The 3,948-nt window shown below is 56.9% G+C and carries 1 protein-coding gene and 4 pseudogenes; 4 read left to right on the top strand and 1 reads right to left on the bottom strand.

Features of this window, described 5'->3' with window-relative positions:
* Positions 1 to 154: 154 nt before the first annotated feature.
* From QZ506_RS08850 to QZ506_RS08820, 4 genes and pseudogenes are all read left to right on the top strand, one after another.
* A pseudogene (locus QZ506_RS08850) lies at positions 155 to 235 on the top strand (iron-hydroxamate ABC transporter ATP-binding protein); the annotation flags it as partial.
* A gap of 2 nt (positions 236 to 237) precedes the next feature.
* A pseudogene (gene fhuD / locus QZ506_RS08845) lies at positions 238 to 1,152 on the top strand (Fe(3+)-hydroxamate ABC transporter substrate-binding protein FhuD).
* Positions 1,118 to 3,132: pseudogene (gene fhuB, locus QZ506_RS21535) on the top strand (Fe(3+)-hydroxamate ABC transporter permease FhuB). Before fhuD ends, fhuB begins: the two co-directional pseudogenes overlap by 35 nt.
* Positions 3,133 to 3,343: 211 nt before the next feature.
* A complete protein-coding gene (locus QZ506_RS08820) occupies positions 3,344 to 3,841 on the top strand; it encodes a TonB-dependent receptor plug domain-containing protein (protein WP_291970457.1) in 498 nt (165 codons plus the stop codon).
* A gap of 26 nt (positions 3,842 to 3,867) precedes the next feature.
* Here QZ506_RS08820 and QZ506_RS08815 read toward each other — a convergent pair.
* A pseudogene (locus QZ506_RS08815) lies at positions 3,868 to 3,948 on the bottom strand (lipoprotein); the annotation flags it as partial.

The raw sequence follows: 3,948 nt of genomic DNA, 5'->3' as shown, positions 1-3,948 counted from the left end.
TTTGTGTTTGATAATGGGATTGTTAGTATGAAGCATGAGAGTTACCTCGCGTTTTGTTTAAGGATCAGACACCCATATCAAAACCGGTAACTCTCAACCTTTCAAGGTCCAGTGTCAGATCTAGTCGCGACTAATACAAATCATGACGCCGCAGGTGCTTGAAGCGGTGTACGGCATTCCTATGGGGATCCTGCCGCATCCTCGCGGCGGTGCGCCAGTCAGCTTTGTGTGCTAAAGATGACTTTGTTATCCCATAGTATTAATGACGATCGCCGTCGCGTGCTGACGGCGCTGTTGCTTTCCCCCCTGTGCTTCTCTGCCTAGGCAAAAACCGAGGCACCGCCAGACTTGCGGCGCATCGTGGCGCTCGAGTGGTTGCCTGCTGAACTGCTGCTGGCGCTGGGGGTTATGCCGCTGGGTGTGGCTGAAATCCCGAATTACAGACTATGGTTCGCTGAGCCGCAACTGCCCGAGTCGGTGATTGATGTCGGCTTTCGTACCGAACCCAATATGGAACTGTTGGCGCAGTTGCGGCCTTCATTGATGGTCTACTCCGCGGGATATGGCCCGTCGGTAGAGAAAATGTCGCGTATTGGCCCGACCATGGGGTTCACCTTTAATAACGACGCCGGACGGCCGCTGACCATGGCAAAAGAGTCGCTGCGCCAGTTGGCACAGCGGTTAGCCATCCCCGACGCCGCGGAACAGTATTTGCACATCTTCTCAACCTTTATGCAGCAGGCCAGAGCGCAGTTTCAGCCCTACACCCGTCGTCCACTGTTGCTGTTCTCTTTTATCGATAGTACGCACGTCTTGATTATCGCGAAGAACAGACTGTTTCAGGAAGTGATGGATGAACTCGGCATTGAAAACGCCTGGCGTGAAGAAACCAGCTTTTGGGGCAGAGTGGTGGTGGGCATTGAACGTCTGGCGGACATTCAGGATGCCAACGCCATCTGTTTTGGTCACGGTGACGAGGCAATGATGGCGCAGGTAGAACGCAGCCCGTTATGGCAGGCGTTGCCGTTTGTGCGTCAGCAACGCTGGCAGCGCGTACCGGCAGTGTGGCTGTATGGCAGCACGCTATCGGCAATGCGTTTTTGTCAGGTATTGCAGGATGCGCTGGAGGCTAGCCATGACGTCAACGCCTAGGCGCTCTGGCGTGGTGCTGATTGTGGTCGGCATGCTGGCGGTGTTGCTGTTGATGATGGCCTTCAATCTGCGCGCCACGCATTGCCTATGGCGACGTTGTGGCAGGCCGTCGCCAACCCGAAACGGATGATTTGCGCCAACTGCTGTTCTATTACAGCATGTTACCGCGCGTGGCGCTCTCGCTGCTGGTCGGCGCGGGGCTAGGGCTGGCGGGTCTGCTGTTTCAGCAGGTGCTGCGCAATCCGCTCGCGGAACCGGCTACGCTGGGCATTGCCACCGGTGCTCAGCTCGGGGTGACGGTGGCAACCTTATGGATGCTGCCGGGTGGCGAGGTCGCGCAGCAGTGGATTGCGATGGCGGGGGCGCTCGGTATTGGCGTACTGGTGTTTGGCCTCTCATGGGGCAAGCAGATGTCGCCGATTACGTTGCTGCTCGCTGGACTGGTGCTGAGTTTTTACTGTGCTGCCGTCAATCAACTGCTGGTGTTGTTTAACCATGAGCATCTACAAAACCTGTTTTTGTGGAGCAGCGGCATGCTGAACCAGCAGGATTGGAGCCGCGTGGCGTTTCTGTTTCCCCGGTTGCTGGTGTGTTTTGCGCTGGCGTTGCTGCTGTTGCGCCCACTAACGCTGTTGGGACTGGACGATGGCGTGGCAAGTAATCTGGACTTAGGCCTGGTGCTGGCGCGCTTAACCACGCTCGGTGTCGCGATTTTCCTCAGCGCTCAACTGTGAAAGTGGCGGGAATTATCGGCTTTGTTGGCCTGTTTGCCCCGTTGCTGGCCCGCATGCTGGGCGCTCGTCGCTTGTGGCAACGGCTCTGGCTGGCGCCATTGTTAGGGGCGTTGCTGCTGGGATTGACCGATCAAACCGTGCTGTGGCTGACCCGTGTCTGGCGTGAAGTTCCGACGGGGGCGGTGACGGCGCTGATTGGTGCCCCACTACTGCTGTGGCTGCTGCCGCGCTTACGCGCCACACACCAGCCTGCGTTGGCGCCAGCCGGAGAGATTAACGCCGTGGCCCCCCGCTGGGGCTGCTGGCTGCTGGCTGCTGGCTGCTGGCAGGGATAATGCTGTTGCTGGGCGCTTTGGCAATAGCGCTGATGCTGGGTAAAGGTGCACAAGGCTGGCAATGGAGCTGCGGTGAGGCGCTGGCGCAGCTGTTGCCCTGGCGTTAGCAGCGCGTGGTGGCAGCACTGACGGCGGGTATGATGCTGGCGATGGCGGGCACACTGATCCAGAAACTGACGGCTAACCCGATGGGCAGCAAGGAAGTGTTAGGTATCAGCGCGGGTGCCGCGACCGGGGTTATTCTGTTCCTGATACCGGGAGACACCAGCGCACGGCAGTTGCCAGCGGGCAGCGCGGGTGCGGCGTTGACACTGCTGGTGATGATCACCATAGCCAGTCGCGGTGGTTTTTCCACCCAGCGCATACTATTGGCGGGGATTGCTCTGAGCACCGCATTTTCCACCGTGCTTACTCTGCTGCTGGCGAGTGGCGATCCGCGTATGAGCGGCGTAATCACCTGGATTTCTGGATCGACATACGCCGTTGAATCTGAACAGGCGATCAACACTGCGGGTGTGGCACTGGTGTTGGCGCTAATGGTGCCCTTGTGCCAATGTTGGCTGCGCATTTTGCCGTTGGGCAGCGTGACCGCCCAGTCATTAGGCGTCGCTGTCACGCCTGTGCGCTTGCTGATTTTGCTGTTGGCATCAGTGTTGACCGCGATGGCAACCCTGACGGTGGGACCGCTTAGCTTTGTCGGGCTGATGGATCCACATCTGGCGCGCATGATGGGGTTCTCCCGCGTGATCCCTCAACTTTGCTGTTCCGCACTGATTGGCGGCATATTGATGCTGTTGGCCGATTGGGCGGGCCGCATGATCCTGTTTCCTAATCAGGTGCCTGCTGGTCTGCTGGTGACCTTTATCGGTGCGCCTTACTTTATTTATCTTCTGCGTAAGCAAGCCCATTAACGACCTGTTGGCAGTGAAAACCTTGCCAACAGGTAAATCCTATTTACATATTAAATGCAAATCCTTATCACTATGATCCCCATTATCTAATATTATGTATGCTCAATAATTAGATTTGTGCCTCAGGGACACGACCATCGTCGGGCGTTAAACCGATGATAGCTAAGTAAAGCGCTATCGTGTCAGCATGATGCATGCTTAAGGTATCGTTATGAAAGGAAAGATGTTTGGCTGCGCACAGCCGGTTCAGGCAAGGGAATCGGTAAGCAGTTTTTTTGTTTTGGCGCTGTGTGTGGGCGCGGCACTGTGGCCCGCTCTGGCGGGGGCGGCACCGACCAGCACTGCGGTGGGTGACAACACCCATCAGAGCGCTGCACAATCTGCCTCATCATCGGGTAAAAAGAGTGGCGACACGCTGGTGGTCACCGCCACCGGGGGCGCAGCAGGGCAGGATGTGCCCGGCGACTACAGCACCAAACTGACCACCGCGGGGACGCGTCTGCTGTTAAGTCCGCGTGATATTCCGCAATCCATTACCATCGTGAATAAACAGCGCATGCAGGATCAGAACCTGCAAACGGTGGGTGACGTGTTGGATAACGTGGTGGGCATTACCGGCAACTATACCGACAGCGAGCGTACCGGTTACTATGCGCACGGTTTCTACATCAACAAGGCTTTGTTGAATAAATCAGAACCTGTAATGTAATGACTGCGCCCCATACGGGTCGATTGTTACGTGATGCGAATACTGTTCGGCATTCCTAATAGCGTGATCCGGTTAAGCGCTTTGACCGTGGCCATGGCTTCACCCAC

This window comes from Candidatus Symbiopectobacterium sp., from assembly GCF_020054415.1.
In the GTDB taxonomy this organism is placed as follows: domain Bacteria; phylum Pseudomonadota; class Gammaproteobacteria; order Enterobacterales; family Enterobacteriaceae; genus Symbiopectobacterium.
Note: the sequence above shows the minus strand (reverse complement) of the source record. Positions and strands in the feature narration are given on the sequence as shown.